The 5,173-nt window shown below is 71.7% G+C and carries 5 protein-coding genes and 1 pseudogene; 2 read left to right on the top strand and 4 right to left on the bottom strand.

The window, feature by feature from the left end:
- A partial coding sequence (locus CCN72_RS29415) for a DUF1731 domain-containing protein (RefSeq protein ID WP_143664238.1) occupies positions 1-413 on the top strand: 413 nt, incomplete at its 5' end.
- A 79-nt stretch (positions 414-492) separates the two neighbouring features.
- Here CCN72_RS29415 and CCN72_RS29410 read toward each other — a convergent pair.
- A complete protein-coding gene (locus tag CCN72_RS29410; RefSeq protein WP_085563371.1) occupies positions 493-996 on the bottom strand; it encodes a lamin tail domain-containing protein in 504 nt (167 codons plus the stop codon).
- Positions 997-1,231: 235 nt separating this feature from the next.
- Here CCN72_RS29410 and CCN72_RS29405 point away from each other — a divergent pair, with 235 nt between their 5' ends.
- Positions 1,232-2,101: a class II glutamine amidotransferase gene (locus tag CCN72_RS29405; protein WP_086811009.1), complete on the top strand. Its 870-nt coding sequence runs from the start codon at positions 1,232-1,234 to the stop codon at positions 2,099-2,101.
- A 21-nt stretch (positions 2,102-2,122) separates the two neighbouring features.
- On the opposite strand, the gene CCN72_RS29400 is transcribed toward CCN72_RS29405, so the two are convergent.
- The 3 genes and pseudogenes from CCN72_RS29400 to CCN72_RS29390 all read right to left on the bottom strand — a co-directional run.
- Complete coding sequence (locus CCN72_RS29400) at positions 2,123-3,856, bottom strand: LCP family protein (protein ID WP_244174536.1); 1,734 nt, start codon at positions 3,854-3,856, stop codon at positions 2,123-2,125.
- Between the two features lie 301 nt (positions 3,857-4,157).
- The gene (locus CCN72_RS29395; RefSeq protein WP_086811007.1) at positions 4,158-4,520 is read right to left on the bottom strand and encodes an ArsR/SmtB family transcription factor; all 363 of its coding nucleotides are present in this window, start codon (positions 4,518-4,520) and stop codon (positions 4,158-4,160) included.
- 155 nt (positions 4,521-4,675) lie between these two features.
- A pseudogene (locus tag CCN72_RS29390) lies at positions 4,676-5,173 on the bottom strand (TerD family protein); the annotation flags it as partial.

Raw genomic sequence — 5,173 nt, 5'->3', positions numbered from 1 at the left:
CGCGGACCGGGCTGGTGGTCGCGGGCGAGGGCGGGGCGTTCGGGAGGATGATGCCGCTGTTCCGGCTGGGGCTGGGCGGGCGGATCGGATCCGGGGAGCAGTACTGGCCGTTCGTCTCGCTGACCGACCACATCGCGGCGCTGCGATTCGCCCTCGACGACCACGCGTTGTCGGGGCCGGTCAACTTCACGGCCCCCGAACCCCTGCCGGAACGTGAGGTCACCCAGGTGATGGCCCGCCTCCTGCACCGCCCGGCCGTCGTCCCCGCCCCCGCCTTCGCGCTGCGCGCCGCGCTCGGGGAGTTCGCGACGACCCTCACCTACAGCACTCGCGCGGTCCCGGCGGCACTGACGGAGGCGGGCTTCGCCTTCCGTCACCCCACCTTCGAACAGGCCCTGGCGTCCGTGCTCTGAACCGCCGTCACACCGACGGGCGGTGCGCCGCTCCGGGAGCCGCGCACCGCCCGCACCGTTCACCTCAGCCGGTCATGGTTCAGTGGCGGCCGCCGCCCTGGCGCGGGTGGCCCGTGGCGCGGTGCTGGTTCCAGGAGATCTGGTCGACGAGGCGCCCGCGGTCGTTGCGCAGCTTGGCGGTGTCCGACTTGTCCCAGACCTGGGAGCGGCGGTCCTGGTACAGGTCGGACCGGGTGTCGCGGCCGACGCCGGTGTGGACGCGGACCGTGGCGCGGGCGCCGAGGGAGTAGTGGTGGAAGGTGAAGGTGTGCCCGGCGGCGTCCGACAGGGACCAGCCGTTGAGGTTCACCGCCCGGCGCGAGTCGTTGGTGACGGCCACCCACTGCTGGTTCAGCGCGACATTGGTACGGGCCCCCCGGCCCGTGCTGTCGTACCGCACATTGCTGATGTACACCACGCCGTGCGAGCGGCCCGAGTGGTGGCCGGCGGCCGCGGCGGGCAGCGCGGCGGCGCCGACGACGGCCGCCGCCACGGCGGTGGCGGCGCTCAGCCGACGGACGGTCGTGAGAACAGAAACGGACACAGAGGTCCCCCTTTGTACATGGTGCTGTGCATGGTGCGTAGTGCTGGTGACGGCCGGGTGACCGCACCCCCACACTGTGCAGCGCTTCGAGGGGATTCCGTGTGGAAAACGAGATGCATTGCGGTTCCTTCAGGTTCCCATGACTCTTACTCCCTCTTACCGGTATCTTCCTTTTGCCTGGGGTATGAACGGATTGACCTTTTGTTCGGAAGACGCCGTCTCCTCGGAGGATCCCGTGTGCCGTCTGTTCGGGCTGACCAGCGCTCCCCGGCGCACCCGTGCCACCTTCTGGCTGCTGGAGGCGCCCGACAGCCTCAGCGCGCAGAGCCACCGCGAGCCGGACGGCACCGGCCTCGGCTACTTCGCGGCCGACGGCACACCCGAGGTGCACAAGGCGCCGATCGCCGCCTACGAGGACCGGGCCTTCGCCGAGGAGGCCCGGGAGGTGGAGTCGGCCACCTTCCTCGCGCACATCCGGTACGCCTCGACGGGCGGCCTGGACATGCGCAACACGCACCCCTTCGAGCAGCGCGGGCGGCTGTTCGCGCACAACGGGGTGATCGAGGGGCTCGATCTGCTCGACCGTCACCTGGGCGAGGACCGCGCCCTGGTGCACGGGGACACCGACTCCGAGCGGTTCTTCGCCCTCGTCACCCGGGAGACCGAGGCGAACGGCGGTGATGTGTCCGCGGGACTCGTGACGGCGGCCCGCTGGGTCGCCGAGAATCTGCCGCTGTTCGCGCTGAACGTCATCCTCGTCACGGCCGACGAACTGTGGGCGCTGCGCTACCCGGACACGCATGAGCTGTACGTCCTGGAGCGGCCCGCGGGCGGTCATCACGGGTCACGTCATCTGGACCACACCGGGCGGCACGGACGGCTGCGGGTGCACTCGGCGGCGCTGGCCGAGCTGTCGTCGGTCGTCGTGGCCAGCGAGCCCATGAACGAGAGCGCGCACTGGCGGCCGCTGGCGCCCGGCGAACTGCTGCGCGTGGGCCGCGACCTCGGTGTCACGTCCCGCATCGCGCTGCCCGACCCGCCGGCGCATCCGCTCACCCTCGCCGAGCTGCGCCCCGACGCGGCGGCCTCGCAGCGGCCCTCCTGACGGCGGGCCAGGAGGTGGAGGTCAGGAGTCCGAGTCCGGCTTGTTCCTGGCCTCCGCGTACGCCTCGGACGGCGTCATGGAGATCCCGTTGAGGGTGACGGTCTTGTACGGGCTGACCTTGGCGCACGCCTTGGCCTGGTCGGCCGTGGAGGCATGGGCGTTGGAGACCGCCGTCTTGGTGTCGGCGCTCCCGGCGGAGCCGCCCGGGAACGTGCTGCCGGAGGCCCAGTCGCCGCCGATGACCAGGGTCAGACCGGTGCCGGTGCCCTGCTTGAGGTGCGAGCCGGACAGTCCGAGCGCCTTGGCGACCGTCTGGGCCTCGCCCTTCTGCCCGTCGCCGTAGGTGAGCGTGGTGGTCGCGGACGGGCTCGGCGCGTTGGCCGTGGTGGTTCCGGAGCTGAAGCCCTGGTCGGTGAGCGCGGTGGCGACGGCGGAGGCGCGGCCGGTGACCGCGGTGCCGTTCTCCACCGTCACGGCGATCTGCGCGGCGGGCACGCTCGGCGTGGTGGCCTTCTTGGTGGCGGAGGCCGCCGCGCTCTTGCCGCCGGACCCGGTGGTCAGGGACTGGTCGCCCGCGATGGTGGCGAAGAGCGTCTTGGCGCCGGGGCCCACCACCACGCGGTTGTCATCGGCCGGGTCGGCGGCGGTCTGCATGGTCGTGAAGGTCATCCGCTTGGTGGGGACCTTGTTCACGTCCGAGGCGAGCCCGATCAGCTTCTTCACCGTGCCGAGGCCGTCGTCCACGGTGAGCGCCTTGGTGGCGGCGTCCGCGAGGTCGTAGACCGCGCCGGGGTCGGTGAGGGTGCCCGCGCTCTTGAACTTGCGGATCATCGAGCTGAGGAAGATGTGCTGGGAGATCGTACGGCCCAGGTCGCTGCCGTCGCCGAAGCCGTGCCGGGAGCGCACGAACTCCAGGGCCGCGACGCCCTTGAGGGTGTGGGTGCCCTTGGACAGCTTCAGATGCGAGTAGGTGTCGTACACGTTGTCGCTGACGCACACCGGGACGCCGCCGACCGCGTCGGACATCTTGACCACGCCGGAGAAGTCGAGCTTGACGAAGTGGTCGATGGTGATGCCGGTGAGCTGGTGGACGGTCTCCACCTGGCAGGCGGGCCCGTACTGGAGGGCGCTGTTGATCTGGCCGAAGTAGCCCGGGGTGGACTGGCCGTTCTCGGGGTTCTTGCAGCCCGGCACCTGCGTCATGGTGTCGCGCGGGATGCTCATCACGGTGGCGTTGGAGCGGTCGGCGGATATGTGCACGACCATCTCCACGTCCGCGTTGCTGCCGGTCTGCACCCCGGTCTTGGAGCAGCCGCCGCCGAGCTTGCAGTCCGCCGCGTTGGTCCGGCCGTCCGAACCCATCACCAGGATGTTGATCGGGGTGCGGCCGAAGGCGTCGGGCTTCTCGGTGCCGCCCTTGCCGTCGAGGGAGAGGCTGTGGATGTTGCCGTTGAGATGGTCGTAGAACCACCAGCCGGCGCCGGCGGTGACCACGATGAGCGTCGACAAGGATATCGCGGCGATCTTCAGCACGCGCTTGGCGCGCGGCACCGGACGGGCCCTGCCCCTGCGGGCGCGCTTTCCGCCGCGGGAGCGGGCCGCCTCACGGGCCGCGGCCCGGCCGCCCTGGGGGCGGGCCTCGGAAGGCGCCGCCTCGGCATGTGCCGTCCCCGGCTCGGGGGCCCGCTGGCCGGGCACTCGCCGGTCACGGCGGCGCGTGGCCTGGCCGGCCGGCCCGTCCCACGGGTCGCTCATCTCCCACTCCCCTGAACGGTCGGGCCGGGCCGTCGACGCTGCGGCCTGGCATGCGCGGTGGTGTACGAGGCGGTGACATGCCGCCCCACCTCGATTGCGTAGTTGCGCAATCTAACAAACAAATGACCCGGAACAGCAGGGATGCACATGAGATTCACAGGTGAGGCACCTCATCGCACCGGCGAGCCCTGGGTGGGGTGGTACGGCAGCCGGAGTCTACGCGCCCCGTCTGTGAGCGGAGCGTACCGGCGAGCGCTCTTACCTGGGCCGGGTGCCCGGTGTCCGGAAGGACCGGTGACGCTCAGCCGCCGATCCCGTGCAGCCGGCGAACGGGGGCGGCGGTGTGCCGGGCGCGGGCGGTCAGCTGGCCGACCATCACCTGCACCAGGGTCACCACGTCCGGATCGTCGATGTAGTAGACCTGCCGCCTGCCCTCGCGGCGGGAGCGGACGAGTCCGGCGAGCTTCAGCTTGGCCAGATGCTGGCTGACCGCGGGCAGGGCGCCGCCCACCCGGTCGGCGAGATGCGTGACATCGCTCTCACCCTGGGACAGGGCCCACATCAGATGGAGCCGGGCGGAGGAGGCGAGCAGTGCGAACGCGGCGGCGGCCTCGGTCAGCACCTCGGCGGGCGGATCGTCGTACCCCCCGGCGTTGTCCGTCACGATCCTCTCCCGTCCCCGCCCTCAGCACAGCCGACGCCTATGCGCCGACCCAGTGTAGGCGTCCGGCCCCGGCGGCGGTCCGGGGCCGGGACCGGACCGCCGCGGGGACGAAGGCGCGCCGTGCGACGGGCGGCGCGCGGTGCTCGGGGCGGGTGTCAGTCCTCGTAGAAGTTGTTGACGACGTCCGGTTCGTCGTCGTCGAACGCCTCGTTCAGCAGCGCGCCGCCGATGAGTCCGGCCGCGCCGGCGCCGATCAGCGCGCCCGTGCCGAACCGGCGGCCGCCGCCGCGCTCTTCGTGGTCGTGGTGGTGGTAGTCGTGCCCGCGGTCGTCGTACGGCTGCCCGTACCCCTGCTGCGGATGGCCCTGTTGGGGATAGCCCTGGGCGTATCCCTGCTGCGGGTAGCCCGGTGCCACCGGCTGGGGGTAGCCCTGCTGGGGCGGGGTGTAGAAGGGCGGCACCGTGGTCTGCACCCGCTGGGCGCAGGCGCCGCAGGTCTGGACGGGCCGGGGCACGCCCCACTGCGGGGACCAGGTCACGGTCGTCACACCGGGACCGTGGTTGGGGTCGAAGAAACAGGTCATGGGGGAACTCCCGGTGGAATGCGGGGACACGGCGGACGCGGGGGCGTGCGGGACCGGTACGGGTGCCGG

The organism is Streptomyces murinus (assembly GCF_002154555.1).
GTDB classification, from domain to species: Bacteria; Actinomycetota; Actinomycetes; order Streptomycetales; family Streptomycetaceae; genus Streptomyces; species Streptomyces murinus.
Note: the sequence above shows the minus strand (reverse complement) of the source record. Positions and strands in the feature narration are given on the sequence as shown.

Excerpts from the sequence above, each read along its gene's own strand:
- CCN72_RS29400 (WP_244174536.1), bottom strand. The coding sequence starts at position 3,856 with ATGAGCGACCCGTGGGACGGGCCGGCCGGCCAGGCCACGCGCCGCCGT.